Source organism: Hymenobacter arcticus, assembly GCF_054779975.1.
On record NZ_BAAGXF010000026.1, the window covers coordinates 19,746 to 41,190 of the forward strand.

The 21,445-nt window shown below is 54.9% G+C and carries 15 protein-coding genes; 7 read left to right on the forward strand and 8 right to left on the reverse strand.

The features are described 5' to 3' along the window. Window positions 1-59: 59 nt before the first annotated feature. The 6 genes from ACYVGC_RS23860 to ACYVGC_RS23885 all read right to left on the reverse strand — a co-directional run bounded on the left by ACYVGC_RS23860 (window position 60) and on the right by ACYVGC_RS23885 (window position 11,346). The gene (locus tag ACYVGC_RS23860; RefSeq protein ID WP_460586355.1) at window positions 60-695 is read right to left on the reverse strand and encodes a hypothetical protein; all 636 of its coding nucleotides are present in this window, start codon (window positions 693-695) and stop codon (window positions 60-62) included. Further along, window positions 692-1,144 carry an OmpH/Skp family outer membrane protein gene (locus tag ACYVGC_RS23865; RefSeq protein ID WP_460586356.1) on the reverse strand — a complete coding sequence of 151 codons (453 nt, stop codon included), beginning with the start codon at window positions 1,142-1,144 and terminating at the stop codon, window positions 692-694. The genes ACYVGC_RS23860 and ACYVGC_RS23865 overlap by 4 nt, the downstream gene beginning before the upstream one ends. Window positions 1,145-1,208: 64 nt before the next feature. Further along, a complete protein-coding gene (locus tag ACYVGC_RS23870) occupies window positions 1,209-1,679 on the reverse strand; it encodes a hypothetical protein (RefSeq protein ID WP_460586357.1) in 471 nt (156 codons plus the stop codon). A 415-nt stretch (window positions 1,680-2,094) separates the two neighbouring features. Continuing rightward, window positions 2,095-2,457, reverse strand: a complete 363-nt coding sequence (locus ACYVGC_RS23875; protein ID WP_460586358.1) for a DUF7674 family protein — start codon at window positions 2,455-2,457, stop codon at window positions 2,095-2,097. Continuing rightward, window positions 2,438-10,087, reverse strand: coding sequence for a LamG-like jellyroll fold domain-containing protein (locus ACYVGC_RS23880; RefSeq protein ID WP_460586359.1), 7,650 nt, complete (start codon window positions 10,085-10,087; stop codon window positions 2,438-2,440). The genes ACYVGC_RS23875 and ACYVGC_RS23880 overlap by 20 nt, the downstream gene beginning before the upstream one ends. Window positions 10,088-10,734: 647 nt before the next feature. Further along, window positions 10,735-11,346, reverse strand: coding sequence for a hypothetical protein (locus ACYVGC_RS23885; RefSeq protein ID WP_460586360.1), 612 nt, complete (start codon window positions 11,344-11,346; stop codon window positions 10,735-10,737). A 51-nt stretch (window positions 11,347-11,397) separates the two neighbouring features. Here ACYVGC_RS23885 and ACYVGC_RS23890 point away from each other — a divergent pair, with 51 nt between their 5' ends. Beyond that, on the forward strand, window positions 11,398-11,967 hold the full coding sequence (locus ACYVGC_RS23890) for a recombinase family protein (RefSeq protein WP_460586361.1): 570 nt from the start codon (window positions 11,398-11,400) through the stop codon (window positions 11,965-11,967). Window positions 11,968-12,357: 390 nt separating this feature from the next. On the opposite strand, the gene ACYVGC_RS23895 is transcribed toward ACYVGC_RS23890, so the two are convergent. Further along, window positions 12,358-13,521 (reverse strand): RepB family plasmid replication initiator protein, encoded by a 1,164-nt coding sequence (locus tag ACYVGC_RS23895; RefSeq protein WP_460586362.1) that lies wholly within the window; start codon window positions 13,519-13,521, stop codon window positions 12,358-12,360. A 621-nt stretch (window positions 13,522-14,142) separates the two neighbouring features. Between ACYVGC_RS23895 and ACYVGC_RS23900 the strand changes: the two genes are divergently transcribed. The 5 genes from ACYVGC_RS23900 (at window position 14,143) to ACYVGC_RS23920 (ending at window position 19,448) form a co-directional block, all read left to right on the forward strand. Further along, window positions 14,143-14,808 carry an AAA family ATPase gene (locus ACYVGC_RS23900; protein ID WP_460586363.1) on the forward strand — a complete coding sequence of 222 codons (666 nt, stop codon included), beginning with the start codon at window positions 14,143-14,145 and terminating at the stop codon, window positions 14,806-14,808. After that, the gene (locus tag ACYVGC_RS23905; RefSeq protein ID WP_460586364.1) at window positions 14,795-15,115 is read left to right on the forward strand and encodes a hypothetical protein; all 321 of its coding nucleotides are present in this window, start codon (window positions 14,795-14,797) and stop codon (window positions 15,113-15,115) included. Before ACYVGC_RS23900 ends, ACYVGC_RS23905 begins: the two co-directional genes overlap by 14 nt. 531 nt (window positions 15,116-15,646) lie before the next feature. Continuing rightward, entirely contained in the window at window positions 15,647-16,531 is an 885-nt protein-coding gene (locus tag ACYVGC_RS23910) for an alpha/beta hydrolase (protein WP_460586365.1), read from the forward strand. Window positions 16,532-17,261: 730 nt separating this feature from the next. Then, window positions 17,262-18,896: a hypothetical protein gene (locus ACYVGC_RS23915; RefSeq protein WP_460586366.1), complete on the forward strand. Its 1,635-nt coding sequence runs from the start codon at window positions 17,262-17,264 to the stop codon at window positions 18,894-18,896. 48 nt (window positions 18,897-18,944) lie between these two features. Next, the gene (locus tag ACYVGC_RS23920) at window positions 18,945-19,448 is read left to right on the forward strand and encodes a DUF4760 domain-containing protein (RefSeq protein WP_460586367.1); all 504 of its coding nucleotides are present in this window, start codon (window positions 18,945-18,947) and stop codon (window positions 19,446-19,448) included. Window positions 19,449-20,027: 579 nt separating this feature from the next. Here ACYVGC_RS23920 and ACYVGC_RS23925 read toward each other — a convergent pair. Next, window positions 20,028-20,270, reverse strand: coding sequence for a helix-turn-helix domain-containing protein (locus ACYVGC_RS23925; RefSeq protein WP_460586368.1), 243 nt, complete (start codon window positions 20,268-20,270; stop codon window positions 20,028-20,030). A 269-nt stretch (window positions 20,271-20,539) separates the two neighbouring features. On the opposite strand from ACYVGC_RS23925, the gene ACYVGC_RS23930 reads away from it, so the two are divergent. Next, window positions 20,540-21,244, forward strand: a complete 705-nt coding sequence (locus ACYVGC_RS23930; RefSeq protein ID WP_460586369.1) for a PKD domain-containing protein — start codon at window positions 20,540-20,542, stop codon at window positions 21,242-21,244. The last annotated feature ends 201 nt before the right edge of the window (window positions 21,245-21,445 follow it).

Sequence of the window (21,445 nt, forward strand, 5' to 3'; positions counted from 1 at the left end):
CTGGCAAAAACTGACTGTGCCGCATCAGGCTGGCTCATAAAGGCGAATAGGTCTGCGCGTTATAACTGCAGAGCTGGTAGCCGCCCCAGCGCTTGAGCCGTAAACACGAAGTGGACCGGCCCCAGCCCAAACTGGGTATCGCGGTAGGTGAGGGTGAAGCCCCGGCTCACCTTCAGCTGCGGGACTGCAAAGACGAGCAGCACCGTGGAACGGCCCGTGTTGCCGTACTGGCGGGTGTAGGCTGCGGCCAGCGCGGCTGTGGAGTCGGGCTGGCCCAGGCCCCGTACGTACACATCCCGAGCAATGCCGTTACTCAGGTAGCTCAGCGTCTGGGTCAGGGCATTTTCGTCACGGCTCACGGCGGCTTCCAACTCGGTACTGTCGCGGGCCAGGGCCAGGGTGCAGTAAAGCTTGCCAGCGTAGGTGCGCCGCAACGAATCGACCAGCGCTGGCGTTGCTTGCGCGCTACCAGAGGCGAGCTCCTGGCTCACCAGGAGGTCAGGGGGGCGATAGCCGCAGGTAACGGCGGTGCCATTCACCTCCTGGGTGTGGGTGAGGCCGTGGGCGGGGTCGGCGAGGTAGGCCAGGTACTGGGGTTGGGTAAGCGAGCCGGTGCAGCCAGTCATGACCAGCCCCAATAGAGCCAGGGCCAGCTGGCGGGCTAGCGGCGCAGAAAAGCAGGCGGCGTGCATCATTTAGCAGCTGCTGGGTGTTGGCGGTCGTATTGCTCATTGAGGCCTTTGAGTACCTCGTCGGTAATGTCGGCCTCGTCGGCGGCGTACACGATATTACCGGTGTCGGTGGCCCCGAGGATGAAGGTGTAGCCCTGCTGCTTGCCGTACTGCTTGAGGTAGGCGTTTATCTCGGCCAGCACGGCCTGGGTCAGGCGCTGGTTTTCCTGCTGCGCCCGCTGCTGGATGGCTTCGCGGTACTGGAGCAGTTGCTGTTCCTTGGCGGTGCGGGTGGCCGCCGGGGCTTGGCGCAGGGCTTGTAGCTCGGTGCCGAGCGAGTCGATGCGTAGCTGCCAGTCGCGGGCTTTGGCTTGGAATAGCTCGTGTTGGATAGTGGCACCGTGGTAGCCTTGGAGGAGTTTGTTAGGGTTAACGTATCCAATAATTTCTTTTGAGGTAGAGCACGAATACAAGAATAATGGAAATGTAAAAACAAAAAAATGTAAAATTTTCCTAAAAAACAAAATACTCATGTGTTTATTTAGTTATGTATAAGAATCCAAAATATTCATTTGCTTCTTTATGCTCTTCAAAATATACTTTAAAATTTTTGTCAAACCCAGAGTTTTTTATAAAAACAGCTTTGTTTAAAGTACTTAAGAGATTTTTATGTTCTAAAGGAAATAAGTAAATAGAAGGTGGAGTAGTATCTAACCTATTACTTGCAAATTCTTTGTTTATTAAAGACACATTAGTGGATTCTTCAGTGTAGGCAAAAGGAATCACTAAAAGCAAGCTGTACTTACTTATATCTATTAATTTGAATGTTAAATTCAGCATAAAAATGCTTGCGTCTATCCATTCATTATCATTTTTAAAAGTGCTATCTATTTCATCTAGATGAATATCAGAAGACCTATTCCATAGTTGATACTGAATGACATTCTTTGACCATTTTCGGAGTATATCCGAGTAATAAGAAGCATTATTTAGGTAGTGTCCAGCCATTGTCTTGTAAAAATATTTTTTCAGCTTTGGTTAATTCTTTGAACCCATGCTTCCATGTGCCATCAATATTAAGAGCATCTCCGCTGTGAAAGTGGACATGGTCTTGCTCAGCTTTAACGCCTCCCCCACTGTCAAACCGGTCAATAGTTTTAGGAACTTGCCCGCGCTTTGCTTACGGCTTGCAATTCCGTGCTGAGCGAATCGACGCGTTTCTGCCAGCTTTGGGCTTTGGCTTTGAATAGCTCGTGCTGGGTAGTAGCTCCGTGGTAGCCTTGTAAGAGCTTATTGGGGTTGACATATGAAATGTTTTTTTGGCTTTGACATGAATAGAACGCCAGAAAAAAAACATAAAAACACAAGTGTTTGGTCATAAAGGGAATGCTCATTTATTATTTTTACAGCACATACTGATGTATTAATCATTTCTTTTTTCATAAAATTCATTAAATATTTCAAGAGCCTTACCCGATAAAAGCTTGCGATAAATATTTACTATATTTTCTTTATGATATATTGCCATAAAAATTTGTATAACGAAGACATCTTCCGTGTCCATTCCACCTTCATTCAATGATTTATCAATAAATGTAATACACTTTTTTATTAATTCTTCGTTACTCATTTGGTCTTCTATGAACCTTCCAAATTCACCTATTATTAGATACAGTTCATCAACCCCAAAGAACATAGAATTAAATTCCTTAATACTTTTTTTAAGGAGCACTGGTAATCTTGGATAATAATCATCCTTTTTACTTTCAAAGTCCGTGGAGAGCATAGTGAATGTCATTTAATAAATACCGTGCAATTTGCGCATCTTGCGGAGATAATAGAGGCAATTGAGCTGCTGGCCCACCTTTGCGATTCAGTGAACTATTAAGCCCATTTTCGAGATTTTTAATTTTCATGCTATGGAACTTCCCCCTGGTTGGCAATCCTGTTCTCAATTCATTTCGAACAGCATCCATAGCGCTCCCGTTGCCCGTGGTTGCCCCATCTCTCCATAGTTCTCCTATTATATTACGTAATCGTTGATCTTTCGCAACACTGAGAAGAGCGCCTTTCTCTAGTTGAATGGCACCAACACTAAGTCCACCTGCTTCACCGATTACTGATCCTCCCCGCATTCCGCCTTCTGGCACAGGGAATAGCAGGCCACTCATTGCTTCTTGAGCTTGCCCCTCACTCATTTGGTTGCCGTAAATATCATCTCCAGATTTATATGAGGAGATAATATTCATTAGCTGAATCCATGGATGCAAATTAGCAAAATGTTGTCCGAATCTTTCTCCTCTACCATCATGCATCCAGGTATCACTTGCGTCTAATGCAGAACTTGCCGACCTTAAAAGACTTGAACCTAGCCGGGAGGCAGTCCCTACCAAAGAGCCAGAACGTGCTACTCCCGCAACAGCAGTGGTTTTAATGGTTTTATATACGTATTGGCCTGCTCTTGGTCCTGGACCACTCCACCCTCCATCTGGGTCTACGCCCGATACAGGATTATTACCCATTCCCACGTAAGGCGAGTTAAACTGCCCCTCCGGGTCATAGCTCAGCCAGCGCCCGATGCGGCTGTTGTACAAGCGTAGCTCAAAACTTTCAAACCCTGTTTCATCATCGTGCTCAGCGAACTGCCCCTGATAACCGTAGCGGTAGCGCTTGTTACCCACAGTGTAGCTCAGGCCCGGTAGCGGGGCCCCAAAAGCATATTGGTGTTGCTCCTGCACGATGAGGCCGCCGGTCTGCTCCACCCGTAGGTTATCAAAGTACACCGCCTCGCCCGTGCCCGAGGTGCCGGCCGTCACTTCGATGGTGCCGTCCTGGGGCACCCGCACGCCGGTTTGCAGGTATTCCCACTTGCCCGTGCCCAGCAGGTAATCAACGCCGGCCAGGGGCTGGCCCTGCGCATCGAGCATCGGATTGCCCCGTGCATCGAGCACCCGGTATTTTATCCAGCCTTCTAGGGAGGTAGCCCCCAGGCTGGCCGGCGCGCTTTGGCCGAACGTAAAGCCTAGCCCCGCCGCGAGTAAGGAGAGCCAGTTCGGCGTATTGGTCGCGTAAGTAGTTGGCTGGCCCTCGGCCCCGCGCTGCGACAAAGCATTGACGCCCGCCGCCGCGCCCAGCAGCACAAAAGGGGTCGCGCCCGAGCCTCCGGCGGCGGCGTTCTGTTTCCACTGGGCCAGGGCCGAAAAAGTCAGCGTATCTCCCCTGGTTACCGCCAGCACCCGCTTCAGCTCTTGTCCCGCTGGCTGGGAATCGGTTAGGCGGGCCACGTAGTCCCCGCTCGGGGCTCCGCTCACCGCCACCCGGTAGCGGTCATCGTTGAGAAAAGCGGCCTTGGCTGGCACGCCCGCCAGCTCCATCGTTTCCACCGTCACCTCGGTGGTGGGGCGGTGGAATACCACGCGGGCATCGCCTAGGTGGTCGTTCAGCTCATAGCGGTAGTCGTCGAGGCCGGGGGCCGTGCCATCGTCAAGGTGCGTGAGCGAGCCCAGGCGGCTAGCCCCGTAGAGTGGCACCTCGGCGCGCTGCACGGCGGCCGCCGGCGCGGGCTGGTTATACACGGCCAGGATGTTGCCGGCCACGTCGCGCACGTAGTAGGTTGTTTGGATAGCAACTCCGCTTGCGTAGGCAGTTTTGCTGACGCGGAAGCCCCGATCGTCATAGGCAAATGTGACGAGAGGCTGATTGGGGGCGGCATCGGCGTATATACCGGTGGCTTTGCCCCTTACGTCGTAGGCGAAGTAGCGCTGGCCCTGCTCGTCGCGCTGACGGGTCATCTGGCCCACCTCGTCGTAATCGTAGTCGAGCGTCGCGCCGACGGCGCCGCCGTTGTGGACCTCCTTGAGCTGGTTAGTATTGGTCTTGTAGGTGTACGTGAAGTCATCGGTAACGGCCCCGGTCTGGTTGGTGCGCCGTAGCGAGAGCATGTTGCCATTCGCGTCGTAGCTCATCCCGCCCTCCTGGAAAGCGGTGTTCAGGGCCGCGTTCAGCTGGTGGGTGCTGCCCTTCAGCTGCCAGTTGCTGTACGCCGAGTTTTGCAGCTGGCTTTTCTCGTCGTAGGTGTAGGCCATGCGCTGGATATCGGCGCTGGACCCCGTGCGCCAGGCGGCTGCCTGGATGGTGCCATCGTAGCGGGTCGTGCCGCTGGCCCCCGGCAGCACGGGGGCCGTCACGTCGAGGTTGCGGCTGCGGTAGTCGCCGCTGAAGTATTCCAGCGTCAGGGCAAACAGGTCTTTGTACGTGCCGTTGGTGGTGGGTGCGTCGTGGCCTGGCTCCAGGGCCGAGGTGGCATGGTTGATACTCTTGAGCGCGCCTTGCAAGGTGTAAGTATAGTCTATGCCTTGCAGGTTACCGGCTACCTGTACCCGCTTGAGAGGGCCGTGCAGGTAGTAGCTGTACTGGGCCTGCAGGGTTTGAGTAGTTCCGTTAGGACTAGTATAGACTGTGGTCAGGCGCTGGGCCGCGTCGTAGCCGTAGTAGTGGTAGAAGCTGTCGGCTTGGCCTTTTTGATAAGCTACTTGCAGCACGTTGCCACTAAAGTCGTACTGGTAGTCGAGCGTTTTGACCCCCACCCCAATTATATCCTGCACGACCCACGTCACGCGGCCCAGCTCGTCGTAGCTGTACCAGGTCGTGACGTTGTCGTTCCTGGTTTTGGTTACCGCCCCGATACCGAACTCCTGGGTGCGACCATTGAGCTGGCTGTCGCTGCCCTGGCTGCCCGCCGTACCGTCGAACGCTAAGTCATACCACACTTGGTTGCGCTGCGCACACCGGGCTACATCCAGGCCGCCCGTGGCAGTACGGTCTTCCAATAACGCGGGCTGCAAAGTGCTGGAAGCGCCCGGCGTGGTCGTTAAATGATTTTCGAAAACGGTGGCTTGCGAAGCCGACGAGAGCGTAGAGGTATACTCGCCCGATTCGACTACCCGGCCGGCCTCGTCGTAGTTGGAGTAAGAAAATCGCCCCGCCGGCCGCTGTAAAGCACTTTGGGAGAAGCGGATGCGCCCGTCACGGGCGTACACGTACTCCGAGCGGCCCTCATCGTTGCTTTCGGTGGCCAGCAGGCGGCCGCTGGTGTCGTAGGTATTGCGAGTCGTGAATGCGGGCTGGGTGAGCGTCCCACCCGTACCGCCAGCGCCAGCGGACGAGCCAGGCGGATGCACAGTATTCCACAGACGTACTTCGGCGATAGCGCCTTCAAAAACCTGCGGTCCATATAGCCGGTCCCCGATACGTAAATCGGAGCCTTGGTAGACGATGGCGCCGGCCCCAGCGTAAGCCGGCCCGACTTGCGCCCCGTTCAGGTAGGCCCGCACCGTTCCGTTATCGTAGGTGATGCTTATGCGAGACCATTGGTTGAGCGGGGCAACGATGCCCGTATTTATCCAATACCACCCGGGGCTGGCATTCTGGAACGCCCACTGAATGGAGCCGTCCGGGAAGCGCGCCATTTCGTACTCGTTCTCTTTATTGACGATAATGCCAGTCGTATTGCCAGTCGGATAAATCCAGGCCTCCATACTCATGGTCGTGCTCATGCGCAAGGCTGGCTGGTCCTTTACCAGCACATAGCTGGCGCGCCCATCAAACACAAGACTGCCTTTGCCGGTCGGCGGACTGTTCGTGCTCCAAACCGGTTGGCTCTGGAGCGTTCCCGTAAAGGTGTTGCCTGAGTTATCCCCGGCAGTCGTACCACTGCCCTCGCTGAGAGGCCAATGGCCAACCGCGCCATCTGCTGAATTCACGGGCGAGCTACTGTTGCCTGCTGGTAGGCCATTAGGCGCTACGGTAGCGACCACCCGGCCCGCATCGTCGTAGTAGGTATAGCTGAAGTTGCCGTAGTGAGCCTGATAGTAGGACCACTGGGTGCCCGTCACAGACGTGAAGCGGTAAAAGCCGGGTTCCAGCGTGACATGGCGTTCGGGCTCGGCCCCAGGGGTAGCCGCGTGAATGGCGTAGCTAGTTGTGTCGTCCGTGATAAGGTTGCGAATCAGCACCCGACCCCCTGCCGTAGCAAACGCGCCCATCGTAAACTTGACGTCTTGCCTGCCAGCAGCCGGAATATGCACATCCTGGTAAGCCGGTGCATTACTGTCGAAGGGATTAGACGCTTCGGAGCTGATAAAGCCGTAGACATCGAGCCCAGCATATTGAGGACCACTTAGGCAGGAAATTAATGCTTGGCCATCTTTGTTGCTTACTACAATACTTTCGCGGCCGTCGGCATCAAGGCTGACCGACTTAATGGCTTGGTATTCCAACGTGACATCTGGGCTACCCGGTACGTAATAGGGCCGCAGGCGCACATAGGCGTCAAATTCCTTGCGCACGGGAAAATCACGGCTCTTACCTTCCCGGCCTTTACCCATGCGCCATTCGTCACCAGGGGCCGCGGCCCGCCGGGTACCGCCCATGGGCCCCTCGTACAATTCTACTAAGCTATAAGGATAGCTGGTAATGGGCGTGAGGGACTCCTGCTCATTAAGTTTACTATAGTAATAGCCGAGCGTGCCGATAGTACTGGCTTCTACTGGGGTGGGCGCATTAGCGTTACCTTCCTCAAAATTGCTGGGGTTGTAGGGGGCCGATTGCCCGTTGACCGTAGCCGTAATGAACCCCTCTTTGTAGTTAAAGCTTTGGTTATTGGTGGGAGCCGCCAGGGTTTGCAGCACGGGCTGCCCACCGGTGTTGTAAAGCGTTTGGGCCGCAAATACCTGCTGGGTGGCCGCGTTGCGGGCCTGGGCCTGGGTGGGCCGGCCCAGGCCGTCGGTGAACTGCTTGCTGGCGGCAACCTCGTTGCCGTTGCCATCAAAGCTGCGCTCCAGCGTCCAGTTGCGGTTTAGGTCGTCACTCGGCTTATCGGGCGGTAAGGTGGTAATGGTTCCCGTCACGGTGAGCGTTGTGCTGGCCTGGGAGGCCGTACAAGTGGCATCGCTCGTGGCCGTGACTGTGTAGACGGTGGTCGTCGCTGGGGTAGCGATTACGCGTGAGCCCGTGGTCCGGTCCAGCCCCACCGCGGGGCTCCAGGCGTACGTTAGCGTGGGAATTAGCGGGGCAGTCGTGGGCACCTGCCACTGGGGCCCGGAACCCGCCGGAACACTATAGCCCGCCGAAGATACCTGGCCGCGACCTAGGGTGGCAGTGAGTTGGCGGCCCCCCGCATCGGCCGTGGTCAACCCAGTGCCTTCGTCGAAGTGCCAACAGCCCACCAGGGTGGCGGGGATGATAGCTAATGCCTGCTGGTAGGTCGCCTGGAGTTGGGCCGGCGTACGGGCCTCATTCCAAATGCGCAGTTCGTCTACCTGCCCCTGGTAATAGCCGTACGCGCCCCCGCCTAAGTAGAGGGAGGGGTGCACATAAGTTTGCAAGCTCTGCTCGCCCTGGGCCTTGAGTTGGCCGTTGATGTAGAGCGTGGGCCGGCGGTCAGTGTAGACCACGGCCACGTGGGTCCAGCCCGTGAGGGTGCCTTCCCAAACCAGCAGGGGCGGCATATAGCCGCCGGCGTGCTCGTAGACGCTCACCCCGTTGGTGCCCACCGAAATCCCCATGCCCGCGTGCCCAGCGCCCCAGTTACCGCCGTTCTCCGGGAAAATGAGGTAGCGCTGGCCGTTGACCCCGGCGGTGCCACCAGTACTTTGCTGGTCCACCTCGTGCGTAGCGGTGGGGTTAACCCAGGCCTCCACCGTAAACGTGTTCACTTCTTCGAACAGGTGCGCCCGGGGGGAGCCTGGCGTTGGAATCAGAACCTGGTCTGCTACGCCATCGAATTGTAGCGCAGCGGGGGTAGTTGTTTCGTGCGCCTGCAGTAGGGTAGGCTGGCCCGCGCCCACTGTGGTGGTGGTCGGCGAAACCTGAATCGGCGGCGCGCTGCAGGGCAGCACCGTCAGTGTTACCGTGGCTTGGGAAGTGGCGCAGCCAGCCCCGCCGGTAGCGGTCACCGTATACGTCGTGGTAGCTGCGGGAGTGGCCACGACCGTAGTCCCGGTAGTCTGGGTTAGTCCCAGCGCGGGACTCCAACTATACGTCAGCGCCGGCGCGATGGGCGCGACGGCGGTGGTTAGCCAGGGGGAAGTAGGGTCCCAGAGCGTAGCGGTGAGCTGGCGGCCCCCCGCATCGGCGGTCGTTAGTCCAGTGCCTTCGTCGAAGTGCCAGCAACCTACCAGGGTGGCGGGCATAACGACGAGGGCTTGCTGGTAGGTCGCCTGGAGTTGGGCCGGCGTGCGGGCTTCACTCCAAATGCGCAGTTCGTCTACCTGCCCCTGGTAATAGCCGTAATAACCGCCGGCAAGTCCCAGGGAGGGGTGCACATAAGTTTGCAAACTCTGCTCGCCCTGGGCCTTGAGTTGGCCGTTGATGTAGAGCGTGGGCCGGCGGTCAGTGTAGACCACGGCCACGTGGGTCCAGCCCGTGAGGATGCCTTCCCAAACCAGCAGGGGCGGCATATAGCCGCCGGCGTGCTCGTAGACGCTCACCCCGTTGGTGCCCACCGAAATCCCCATGCCCGCGTGCTCAGCGCCCCAGTTACCGCCGTTCTCCGGGAAAATGAGGTAGCGTTGGCCGTTGACCCCGGCGGTGCCACCAGTACTTTGCTGGTCCACCTCGTGCGTAGCGGTGGGGTTAACCCAGGCCTCCACCGTAAACGTGTTCACGACATCGGTCAGCAGCGCCGGCGTCGTCGTCCCCGGCTGGTTGATTACCAGCCCATTGCTCCCCCCGTCAAAGATGAGCGCTGCTGGGGTAATGGCGCTGCGCGCTTGCAACGTGGCCGATTGGCCAGTAGTGAGAAAGGTACTGGGCGTCACCTGAATAGGCGGCATACTACAGCTCGTCGCCAGGGGGCATTGGTAGAGGTCATGGGCCTCCTGCCCCGAAACGGCCCGGTCGTACACGCGGACCTCATCATAGAGCTCATCGCCGGACGCGCCTAGCGTCAGGCCCTGCCAGGCGGGAGCAATGGTCATGCCCCCCTGCTGGCGGAGCAGCCGCCCGTTCTTATAGAGCGTACCCACCCCGTTGTCAAAAGAGAAAACGAAATGCTGCCATACGCCCTGCTCTACCGTGTTAGGTACTAGATACTCGATGCGGCTGTACCCGCTGGTGCCCACATATATGCTCCCGTCGTGGGTGGAGTGAAATAGAAACATGCCCCAGCCTGCGCCCGTAGCCTGGCTCCAGTCAAAGCGGCGGGTAGGCTTGAGCCAGAACGAGAGCGTGTAGGCCGTGGGCGAAAAGGGCACGGGTACCTGCAGGCGCTCGCCGGCGACAAGAGCCAGGGCCCCGCCCCCGTCGTGCCCCCCCGTGGGCTGCCAGCTACCGCCCCCACTCAGGGTACCGTTGCGCTGCTGGCCCGCTAAGTCTAGCGCCTGCTGGCCCGTCGTCTCATCTAAGGGCAGCCACAACTGTAAACCAGCAGTAGGGCTACACGTAGGCTGCTGGGCATGGGTAACGGGCAGACCACCCACCAAAAGCAGCAAAAGCAAGCAGCCCCGTAAGAGAAGTACTAGTGGACGCATAGGCGCAGTAAATGGGGAAGTAGGAGCGAAACGTGAAGCAAGACTATCAGAAAAGGCGTCCCAGCCCGCTGCCTATCATTATAGTTGGCCAGCGTCTTTGGGAAGAGCCAACAGGCAACGGTAGGCGCTTGGGACCGCTAGCCCCTCCCGATGGGCCGCGCGACGGTCAGTTGCCCGGTGGCCTCCTGGGCGGTGACACCCCGGCTCTCATCAAACGAGTACTGGGCGATTAGCCCATTGGTAGGCCCGGACGTGGCCTGTGCATAGCTCAGGTCTGCCGCAGTAGTCCCAACAAAACTCCTAGTAACGTGAACTGTAGCAGTTGTTTCATACGCTGAGCGAGGAGGTCGTCGGCTGGTTTAGCAAGGGCTGGAAGCGGCAGAAAGTCACCTGCGTAAATAGCTAGTAATCAGATTTTTATTTTGTGGCTAGTTGGTGCCGGCTCAGAAAGACAGAAAAGCTGCTTCGTTTGCTACATGATCTATTGAGGAAGAAGGCGCAAAAGTACTTGCTTGCGTATGCCTGGCAATGAGCTAGTGTTTGCTTTTCTGTGATATTTTTGATATGAGTTGTCGAATGCTATTATAATATAAATTATTAGCAATAAAATCACACACTTGGTCTTCAGCAATCTTTTGCTTGAGCGCAAACCTATAGCTTTCCGAACCACGCTTCACCGCGCCCGGCCCCATGGACAAGTGGCCGAAAAGATAGGGCCGGAAAGTCGGGCCAAAAATAAACCGGGGTTTATCTTTGTGGACCGGACTTTCTGACCCTGCCCGATGAACATCGACGATCTGTTGATTCCCCGCCATCCCCACCTGCGCCTGCACGAGCAGCAAGTACAGGCGCTTCAACAGCTCCCCGAACCCGAGCGAGCGGCGCAGGCCCAGTTGCTGCGCGTCGGCAACGCGGCGTACCGCTACCACCAGCTCGCGGACAACCGGCTCACCGAAGACGACTTTGCGCACTGGACGGCGGGCCTGCCGCCCCGCATGCGGTAGGCGATGACGACCGCCGGCTTCGCCGCGGCGGGCAGCAGTTGGGCTTTTCGGCGCCACGCCCTGGAGCGGCGCGACCTCGGGTACGCGGCGTTTATGCAGCAACACCTCGCTGCCCCAGACTTGGCCTTCTGGCAGCAACAAGCGGCCGAGTCCGCTTAGCGTAATTTTTCGCCCCGTTGGAAGGCACACCCCATGAACAAAACATTTGGCTACGCCCGCGTCTCCACCGTCGACCAAAACCTGGACACGCAGCTCGACATCCTGACCAAGGCCGGGTGCGAGCGCATCTTCCAAGACAAAATCACGGGCATGAGCCTGCAACGGCCCGCGCTCGATGAACTGCTGGGGCTGCTGCGCGAGGGGGACACCGTGCTAGTGGCACGTTTCTTTCGGCTGGGGCGCAGCCGCGACCACGTCATTCACCTGGTCAATTCCTTCCACCAGCGCGGCATCCACTTCAAGGCCCTAGACCTGGGCATCGACACCACGACGCCGGCAGGCAAGTTCATGCTCTCCATCTTCGCCTCGCTGGCCGAGTACGACCGCGAGAGTATCCTGGAGAAGACCAAGGCCGGTCAGCAACTGGCCGCTGCCCAGGGCAAGCACATCGGCCGACCCAAAGGTCTTGACGTTGAGAACCTGGCCAAAGTAAGAAAAGCGCTGGAAAAAGGCTTGTCCGTGGCCGAAACGGTAGAATTGACCAGCATTAGCCTCTCCAGCGTCAAACGCTACCGCAAGCACCTGCAAGCCGCGCTTACCTAAAAGCACGCCTGCCCGGGAGAGCTTAGAGTAATTTTATCCCCCCGCTGCTATAAGAAGGCCTGAAACAATTGGGGCTAACTAGGAGCCAAACGGTAGGTTCCTGCTACTCCCAACCAATTTTAGCCCCCCTTAATGAACCCCTCCCTACACCCCTACGTCAACCCCCTACTGGCTGCGCTCGGCATTACCATTATGATTACCCTGTGGCTGTTGAGCCCACCGGCAGCCCTGGCTGCCACCACGGTTAGTTTCGCGCTGGGCGCTTGCTGCCTACTTGACCTGCTCTTACTAGGCGCAGCGCTCCTTTTTTGGTGCCGTACTATCTAGTATAAGGGAGTACAACACCGAAAAAAACGGCGGAATACCATTTTATACTATATTGGTTAGTAGTTAGTTAGCCGCCCAAATAGCCGGGAATGTACTCTTCAAGAGCGCCATCGTAGCCGCGGCTACATTCTCTCCCGGTTTGGCCTTCGTTTCGAAGTCACGGAGGACTGGGTAGGTCTCTTTTAGGAGCTTAGTCAGTTGCTCCTCCCCTACCACTACTTCCAATACTTTCTTAATTTGGGCCTGCGTCAGCTTAAGCTTGGAAAGCCTAGTACTTACTTTCTCCTGTAGAGGCATGAGCTTCGGCTTCTCAGCCGCCACAACTACTGGTGGCAATTGCTTTATAGGCTCGACAGCCTTCTTGCTGCCGATGTCAAAGCGTACGCTGTCCACAGCCCGGCCCTTCTTATTCTCGGAGAACTTAATCTCAAAACTTAGCCCGTTAAGTTCGTCGATGCTAGGCCGGAGCACCTTGTTGCGGAAGTCGGCGTACTGCTGGTAACTACCGGTTTCGGTAGTCATCTCGCGCAGCTGATTCACGCTTACCGTCACTGGGCTCCGGAAGGCCCAGGACTTCATGAGCCAGTACCACGAATGAGTGTTAGCACTTTTCAGGCTCATCAGTTCATCCACCACCCCCACCGTGAAGTTGTCGGTAAGTTTACTCACGTAAGGCAAAGCCATTGGCGAGAAAGCGCCTACTAACACGCCTTGCTCAGGGTCCACCTCCATCGCCTGCACCAGGTTGATGCTACGCATGCCCACTTCCCGGTCCAGTACCGGCAGCTCGATACGCAGCTTCATAAAATGGTCAGCGGCTTCTACCAGCAATTTGTAATTGTTGCCGCCTATTGCGCCTGGGAACAGTTCGCCGATAGGGATGACAATTGCCGGTACGCCTTCGTCGTATTTATGAAGGCAGCGCAGCATTAAGACAAAGATGCGTGCCTCCAGCAAAGACAATGGAAGTCGGGTTTCCACGAGCCAATTATGCTGAGCTACTTTTGTATTTTTCCTTGTAGCCACCAGTACAGCTGGCATCTCAGGCGGCTCGAATAGGTCAGATGGATTCGACTGGACTTGTTTAGCGGTTTCTACCGCTGCGTACGCTTCTATCTGCGTAGCATAAGTACCAAGACTGCGGGTGACGCCGTTAGCCGTGATGCGCGCCTTCCACCGATTATTAGTTTTATCGAAGGTGGTTCCTGGGTACGGATTGGCGGGCATTTGCTTCAAGCAAGTATTACTTCAAGCAAGATAGCACTTTCTTGCGAATTGTCTGGCTGGATAGTTGTCTTGTTTACTTGTCTGGCATGGATAGTTGTCTTGTCTGGCGTGGATAGTTGTCTTACTTAGCTTGTCTGGCATGGATAGTTGTCTTGTCTGGCTGGATAGTTGTCTTGTTTCGACCTTGTATATTCCTATTTATCAAATAGTTAGGGCCCTCTTAATAGTATTTAATAATTAACTTTAATAAGAAAGGAATACACAAGCGAAGTTCCTCTTGTCTTTTTTTAAGGTCTTAGTGAGTCAGAAAATCAGCCAAGAGCGGTTCCAAGCTTCGCACACTAGGGGGGGCGAATGATGTATGTACATGTATTTGGATGCACCTACCCAGCCAGACAACTTGGTTACTAGCGCATTTATCTGACACAATAACAGACCGACCAAATTTGACCCATATCGCGTCTAGACTAGTTTGATTAGGGCTGCTTTCTTAGCTGATCTAACGCTAATAGAGGAGCCTGTTTACTAGCTTGAAATCTACTAGCCTACCTACTACCTTTGGTACTAACACCGGTACTAATGGTAGTACATGGAGTAGTATCATTGATATCTCATAACATCATGATTTACACAGTAGGAGGGTACAAGGGAGGTAGTTCTAAAACTACAATTGCTATGAACTTAGCAGTGTATTTACAGCAGCAAGGCCGGCGAGTATTAGTCTGCGACGCTGATGACCAGGAGAGCGCCAAGATTTTCAATGAGGTGCGGCGGGATTATTCCGACCAGCCTGAGCTGGACATGGTGACATTCACTGGCAACAAGTTGCACGAGCAGCTTCGGGCTAAAGCCACGGAGTATGACGACGTGGTTGTAGATACGGGTGGGCGTGATACGACCAGCCAACGGTCAGCACTCTCCATCACCAACGCTTACCTAGTCCCATTCCCACCCCGCGCCACCGACCTATGGACTTCCGGTAAGGTCGATTTACTAGTGGGTAAGGCCTTTGACGTGAACCCCACAATGCGGGCCTTTTCGTTTATCGCCAGGGCTGACACACACGGGCTAACCGGTGCCGCCGGCCAGCAAGCGGTGCACTACTTAGGTGGCCTTGACCAGGTGACCTTCGTGCCACTGACCATCGGTAACCGTGTCGCCTTTGACAAGGCTATGTCGGTAGGCCTGTCGGTATTTGAGTTAACTCCGCCCGATCCTAAAGCCATTGCCGAAGTAACCGCTCTCTTCTCCCATATTCAACACATCATCACTAATGAAAAAGCCTAGCCCACCGATTCCGGCCTCCGTTCGCAAAGTAGCCGCTTTCGTGGATGAGGGCGGTTCAGTACCCAGTGAGAAGCCAGCCGCAGCTACTAAAGATGTGAGCGGTTACATGCTCCGAATGCCCACGCCTCTGCTCAAAGAATTGACGGCGTTGCGCGACCAGCGAAAGGCTGAGCAGAAGGCAAAGGGCGGCCGGGTCAAAGAGCTCTTGTCAGTCCACTCTCTCATTCTGGAAGCCGTCGAGGACTTGCTTAAAAAAGAAAAAAGGCGCAGTATAAAGGATACTACTAAAAAAGATACCGCTGAATAAACTATTACTAGTAGCATGAATGATACCTTGTGTAGTATCATTCATGCTACTAAATTAAACCTCATTCGGGGCTAGTTTTTTGATCAACTTTGTACTCGTGTAGTATGGAACTACTACTTATCGAGCACTTTAACTAGCTTATAGACCTGTTGGCGTTTGTTAATCTGATACAGCCAGCCAGCCTTTAGTATCAGTAATCGAACAGGCGCAAAGTTCTCGTGCACTCGGATTGTTTAAAAAACGGTGTCTAAAAAACGGTTCTAAAAACCTGCGTTTCCAAGCTGTTTGGGCACTCTTCCAAATAGTCCAGTGAACGAGCCTTTTTTGGAGGGGGTAGGGGAGTTTATAAAACGCCTACCTAATGGGCGTCTTCTGCCCGGTGGTTGCCGGAACCAGTTTGTTACCCTTCCCTTCGTCAATGAAGCGATTCACCCGTTCTGCCAACAAGTCGTCCGGGGTTGTACAGCAAAACCAGGGTTCTGATACCACCTTTAAGCCTGTCGCCACCAGGCGGGCAGCAAAAGTCGACCCATGAACCGTTTTATTCTTTTCCTTTCGGGGGTGTTGCTCTGCTTCCCCGGTGCGGCGCAGCCAGGCAACCAAACGGTCCTGGGCCACCCAGACAGCCTCCGGTCCACTATCCTGCAAGAAAACCGAAAATTTTACGTCCACGTGCCCGCGGGTGCTGCGGGTCCGGCAGCGGCCAAAAAACGGTACCCGGTGGTGTACCTCCTCGATGCCGACGCCCAGTTTGCCGCCGCGACCAGCATGATTCAATATCTGAGTACCAACTATAATACGCTGTGTCCGGAAATGATCGTGGTCGGCATTCTTCATCCGGACCGACGAAAAGATTTGACCCCCACCCACGTGACCACCGACCCACCTTTTTGGGCGGCCGGGGCCAGCAAAACGACGGGGGGAGGCGAAGCGTTTATCGCGTTCCTGGAACAGGAATTATTGCCCTACATCGACCAGCGCTACCCGACCCAACCCCGCAAACTGCTGATCGGCCATTCCTTGGGGGGGCTGGCCGTGATGCAAATTTTTGTGCACCACACCCACTTGTTTGATTCCTACGTCTGCCTGGATCCCAGCATGTGGTGGGACCACCAAGCCCTGTTGAAAGAAACAAAACGGGCGTTGGAAACCCGGCGTTTTTCCGGCACCTCCCTCTACCTGGGCATTGCCCACACGGCCAACAAGGGCATGGCCCTCAACAAGGTGCTAACCGATACCACGAAGGAAACCCTCCACATGCGGAGCATCTTAATCTTGCAGCGCTATTTGGAACACAACCCGCACAACGGGTTGAAGTATCGGGGGAAGTATTACCCAGACGACACGCACATGTCGGTTCCCTTGATTGCCGAATACGACGCGCTGCGTTTCCTGTTTGGCGCGGAGCCCAAGTAGTACGCTGCCCGCAGCTGCGCCCCCGCGGCTGGGTCGCTCCGTTGCCGCAGAACCAGGACCCCGGGAAGGGGCAAGGGACCACCAAAGGGCTGCCCCGTCCTACCGGGTCTACTTGTCAGGTGAAAAGCGAACGAAGCAGGTACGACACTGGCCTACGGCCACTGCTGCTAGGGCCAAGCGCTTGCAAGCCCGGGTTCAATGAAAAGGTCCCAGCATTTGATAGCAAGGGCTCAGAAAGTAGGTCGCGGAGCAGATGGCTCAGAAAGTCAATCGCAAGTGCATTTCTAGCTCGCGTTGGGGGTTCAGGAAGTCGAAAAAGGGCGGCTCAATATGGTGCACCTTAATGAGTCGGCCTATCTAACTGGAGAGGTAATCATTATGAAAAAGATAAGGCCCTAGACTGTCTCGGCTGACTGGACCAACTTATTCAGTGCTGGTACTGATGTGAGCGATATTTTCTTTCCATACTTTTATTCATCAAATTCGCGTAGCGAGATTGTCTCCGTTCCTAAAAATATAAGCTGGACAGGTTACGAATTGATTAACGGCAATCTTTTGAATTATCTCTGACTGCAGTTCTGGTCCTACCAGTAAACGATGCTTCTCACGCCTAAAGTCTATTAAACGCGCATTCGCTAACCAAGAAGCATTTTAAGGCACAGAAACTAGTCAATGTTACAGCACAATTTTATTATATGATAAAATTGTGCTGTAACAATAATAGTCTGCTATGAACGAACCCACGCAGCCCCAGATGGGCCGGCCACCCGTTGGCGCAGAGCAATCCATAATGCAGCCTTCAATGTTGCACAATTTGCCGGATAGCTATACGCCTCCTGCAGAAGACAAATCCGATATACCTGTCGCCATACTAGTATGCCATGGTATGGGACAGCAGGTGCCCTTTGCAACCCTCGCTTCAATAGCTGATCGGCTAAGTCCTGACCTGTATCCGCCTCACACCGTGCGGCACATCCGATTCGAAGATCCGGACAACCCACGGCGTACGCTGTGGTTACCTCGGGCCGAAATCGAAGTCGCCAATCCGCAACACCCGAACGCTAAAAAGCGCAAGGTGCATGTGTACGAAGCCTATTGGGCACCATTAGCCGAAGGCCATATTGCACTAACGGATGTAGGTCGATTTTTGGGAGTAGCGGGCATGAACGGCTTACTGCTGACGTTCCGACCGTTTTTACGCTGGCTATTCGGCAAGGATTACAAATTCAAGATCCCTTTTAGCACACCCATCGGCTTAACCGGCGCATTGCTGCTGATCGTCGCCTTAGCAGCAATCAACATGGTCATAACCTTGGTTGCGGCCCAGAACTTACTTGGCACGGCCTTCCTAAGTCTGACTTCTAACAAGTTAGTAGATCAACTCACTGCTGACCTTGGCTGCCTCCTACTGGCAGGAATAGTAGCCGGACTCACGCTTTGGCTCAGTGCTAAATACCGCCACTCACCAGCACGCCCAATTCTTAATGCTCTGGCATGGGTAGTACTAACTAGCGCGTGCGTAGCCCTAATAGGCGGGGCAGTGCTAATTGTCTGGCACTACTTCCGCCTCCGGGTAACGGATATACCTACCACACTAACCTTATCGCACGGCTGGCGACGCCAGGGCATCATTACTCTTGTATGGGCAGGCGCCCTAGGAGCGAGTTGGTGGCTACGTAATTTCTTCGTGCAGTATTTAGGCGATGTGGCTCTCTATGTAGACGCTTACAAGGTAGATAAGTACCACAAAGTGCGTGAGCAGATTCGGCGGCAAGCCTATCGTACAGCGTGCGCGCTTTACGGAGCACGGGAGCAGGATACTTCTGGGCAAGGGCAGGTAAAACCTCCGTTTCTGTACGAACGCATTATCCTTGTGGGGCACTCGCTCGGCTCAGTTATCGCTTACGATGCGCTGAACGCGACCTTGAACTTAGATGAGACACTTACGCAGCAGTTGGCCGTCAAGCAGCGCACGGGCGCCCTCATCACTTTTGGCTCGCCTCTCGACAAAACAGCCTTTATCTTCCACGCGCAGTTACCTAAAAATTCGCTGCGTGCCGCGTTAGGGGCTTCCGTCCACCCACTGATTCGAGAAGTAAGCGCTCGCCAAGCAATTCCTTGGGTAAACATCCATTCAGCCGCCGACATCATCAGTGGTGCGCTAGGGTTTTACGATTACCCGTATTCTACTGCTAATTGGAAAGTTCAAAACTTGGTAGACCCCGATGCCTGCACGCCGGTCGCGGCGCACAATCAGTATTGGAACAATAACCTGGTAGCGGATACCATTCGCAATGCCATTTTTGCTACCCATCTACCACCAGCTTCAGTTGCTAAGGCCGCCATAATACCTACACACAAATAGCGAACAGCCATTTTAACCTAGGAAACGAATAATTTACTCTGTCGCAAGATGCTCATGCTCACAGTAACCTTGGAAAAATGGAAATACATTGCCACAATTGTAAGCGTGGTAGGAGGTATGGTAGGTCTTCTAGTTACTGCTATTACGCTTATAAAATGGTTGCGAGAATACACTCAACAGGTTACAGAGAAGCGCAGCCAACTTTTTCTATCCCTTCGCAAAGCCTATAACGAGAATGAAAGCTTCCAGAATATACTGGAGCATTTGCATGGAGACGGTATTTTCCCTAATGTGAAAATTGTAGAGATAGGAGAATTCATGGGTTTCTTTGAGGAGTTGGCTGTTTTAGTTAATTCGGGCCTCATCAGTGAAGATCTTGCTGGGTACTTCTTTGGCTTGGACGTAGTTAAAGCTTGGAATAACGATTCCTTCTGGAGCCAATCTTCTCGAGATGATAGAGACTGGAGCCTGTTAAAAGACTTTGTAGAACAAATGTCAAACTTCAATAAGACGTTTGTTCCAAATCAGTTGAGTAAAAAATTAAGATTGTAGGTAGATTGTATCGTTAAAGATAAATTTTCAATAAATGGCGATGGTTTATTTAAGGGTTCTACTAAGATGGCCTGGGTTAAAAGTTTGGTCCAAGAGTTAATTGGCGAGCTTATCAACCGCCCTTTTTACATGAGGACATACTGGTAGTGCATTCTCACCGCAGAAACCCTGTATTTAGCGCATGCAGATGGCCATTTGTGAGTTGGAATACATTTTTCCCATCGCGTAGCTAGGGTTAAGTGTACTTTGATTGCTGAACAAGTTTTCTGAACCGAACGGGTTACTTTCGATGCAAACTACCCGTTTGGCATGTAGTGGGCTTAGTTGTTCAATTAAAACGAAGGTTTCACTGAACAAACCGCCCTGCTAAGCGCTGAATGCAGGATTTTAGCGTGCAGCCACAAGGTCTGAAGGCATCTCGCTTAACTTTTGGACCAAACTTTTAACCAAGGCCGAAGCTGGGCGAATAGCTGGGTGGGGCGTAGTGTGGCTTGTGGAGGGGTGGCCATGCGTGAGATAAAATCCTAGGGTACCGTTCGCCGCCTGGTCGGGAGCCAGCGCGCAGCGGGGAAGTAGTGCCTACGGCGGGCTCTGCTCTTCGCTGAGCAACTGCTCCAAGCCCGCGACTACCTGCCCCAACTCTACTTGATAATAGCGGCAGAGCAGCGCCACCGTGAGCAAGGCCACGCTCCGGCGGCCGGTTTCGAGGCGGGCCACATGGATACCGGTCTCGTCATAGACCTCTTGCAATGTCTGGCGGCGGGCTTCGCGCACGGCTTTTAAGCGGCGGGCGAGTTCAAGCAGGAAAGAAGAGGAAGGCACCGCCATGAGCCGGCAAAGGGCGGCACTAAAAAGGGGGGCGTCAATGACCGTTCGGTCATTTATTGCGTTTCTTGTTGTAAGTTTGGCCCACTGCTTCCCCGGCGGGCTGGGCGCGCTCTTGCCTTGGCCCACCACCAGCCCGCCGCCAGTCCCGCCCGGTGGGTTAGGGCCAACGGATAGCGGCACGGAGGCGGGTGGCCCGTGGGTGTTCCGTTCCCGGTCGGCCAGCAGTCCAGCACCTTTTTTACTCTTTTCCTTTTTTCTGCCTCATGAAGCACCTGTTCCCTAGTTTCGTTTTTCTGCTGCTACTGCTGACTGGTTGCAGCAAAAAAGAGGATGCTGCCCCTGCGGCGACCGCTTCCTTTACCCTGCCGCTGCCAGTGGCCGAAGTGGGCGAGGTCGTGCCGCTTACCAACACTAGTCAGCAGGCCACCCGCTACGAGTGGCGCAGCTCCGACAATGCCAGCCTGGTCAACACGGCCACTTCGCCCAAGGTCACGTTTGCTCAACCCGGCACGTACACCATTACGCTCACAGCGTTCAATGCGGCCGGTCAAAGCGTGAGCACGACGCAGACGCTCAAGGTGGGCCGGCGCTACTTGAAAGAAGTGCGGGTTACCAACCTGAGCTTCACCAATGCCGCGGGCAGTCCCTGGGATAGTGGCAGCGGCCCGGATGTGAAGTGGACGCTCGCCTACCAGACCACACGCAAGGCGACGGGGGCTACCGTAGCCGACGTGACGCAGCAGCAGTTGCCGCTGAACTGGAACACCGTTCCGCTGAACTTGGAAATGGCCAACCCGGGATGGACCTTGACCTTTTTGGAAACGAACAACCTACTCGGCGACGACCAGATGTTGGCCCTGACACTAGACGAGAGCACTCCTCCAAGCAACCGCGATGCCGCCGGCACGGGCACGAAGACGTACGCAGACAAGGCCTGGAATGTCGTGCTCACCTACGAAACACGCTAACCCTAACTAACCGTCGTATTCTGACCGGTGGTTGTGCCGACTTTCGCAGCCCCCAGCTAGTAGCTACTGAGTAACTACTAGCTGGGGGCTGTTTCGCGCAGCGAAACAGCCCGAACAGCCCCGCAAACAGCCCGAACAGCCCCGCAAACAGCCCGAACAGCCCCGCAAACAGCCCGAACAGCCCCGCAAACAGCCCGAACA

Bases quoted from the DNA above. Each gene is read 5' to 3' on its own strand.
- ACYVGC_RS23860 (WP_460586355.1), bottom strand. From the start codon at position 695: ATGATGCACGCCGCCTGCTTTTCTGCGCCGCTAGCCCGCCAGCTGGCC.
- ACYVGC_RS23870 (WP_460586357.1), bottom strand. From the start codon at position 1,679: ATGGCTGGACACTACCTAAATAATGCTTCTTATTACTCGGATATACTC.
- ACYVGC_RS23875 (WP_460586358.1), bottom strand. From the start codon at position 2,457: ATGCTCTCCACGGACTTTGAAAGTAAAAAGGATGATTATTATCCAAGA.
- ACYVGC_RS23890 (WP_460586361.1), top strand. From the start codon at position 11,398: ATGAACAAAACATTTGGCTACGCCCGCGTCTCCACCGTCGACCAAAAC.
- ACYVGC_RS23895 (WP_460586362.1), bottom strand. From the start codon at position 13,521: ATGCCCGCCAATCCGTACCCAGGAACCACCTTCGATAAAACTAATAAT.
- ACYVGC_RS23900 (WP_460586363.1), top strand. From the start codon at position 14,143: ATGATTTACACAGTAGGAGGGTACAAGGGAGGTAGTTCTAAAACTACA.
- ACYVGC_RS23905 (WP_460586364.1), top strand. From the start codon at position 14,795: ATGAAAAAGCCTAGCCCACCGATTCCGGCCTCCGTTCGCAAAGTAGCC.
- ACYVGC_RS23910 (WP_460586365.1), top strand. From the start codon at position 15,647: ATGAACCGTTTTATTCTTTTCCTTTCGGGGGTGTTGCTCTGCTTCCCC.
- ACYVGC_RS23915 (WP_460586366.1), top strand. From the start codon at position 17,262: ATGAACGAACCCACGCAGCCCCAGATGGGCCGGCCACCCGTTGGCGCA.
- ACYVGC_RS23920 (WP_460586367.1), top strand. From the start codon at position 18,945: ATGCTCATGCTCACAGTAACCTTGGAAAAATGGAAATACATTGCCACA.
- ACYVGC_RS23930 (WP_460586369.1), top strand. From the start codon at position 20,540: ATGAAGCACCTGTTCCCTAGTTTCGTTTTTCTGCTGCTACTGCTGACT.